The organism is Aliivibrio finisterrensis (assembly GCF_008933155.1).
Classification (GTDB): Bacteria; Pseudomonadota; Gammaproteobacteria; order Enterobacterales; family Vibrionaceae; genus Aliivibrio; species Aliivibrio finisterrensis.
The window spans coordinates 1-319 of record NZ_WBVP01000116.1 but is presented as its reverse complement, the minus strand read 5'-3'; the positions used below and the strand labels follow the sequence as shown (position 1 = coordinate 319).

The 319-nt window shown below is 47.0% G+C and carries 1 pseudogene; it reads right to left on the bottom strand.

What is annotated here, in order from left to right:
- Positions 1 to 319: pseudogene (locus F8B77_RS17785) on the bottom strand (hypothetical protein); the annotation flags it as partial.

The following is a 319-nucleotide window of genomic DNA, read 5'->3' as shown; positions in this document are numbered from 1 at the left end:
GCCAGCCGCATTGATGCTAACGCCAACACCAAAAAAATCGTCGGTGGCGTAATTGGTGTTACGGAAACTTTGCTCAAGCGCCCAGTTTGTGCCGTTATGACGATACACATACACATAACCGGTATTACTCTGATCAAACGCCCCCACCGCAATCACGTCACCATTGCTGGATACGGCGCTAGACAAACCAAAATAACTTCCGCTACCGCCAGTAAACTGGTTCTTATAACTCCAACTGCCGTTGGTAAATTGGTAAATACGAACGCGTCCAGCTGAACTGCTATAGGCATCATCACCAATAACCAAGACATTACCGTTA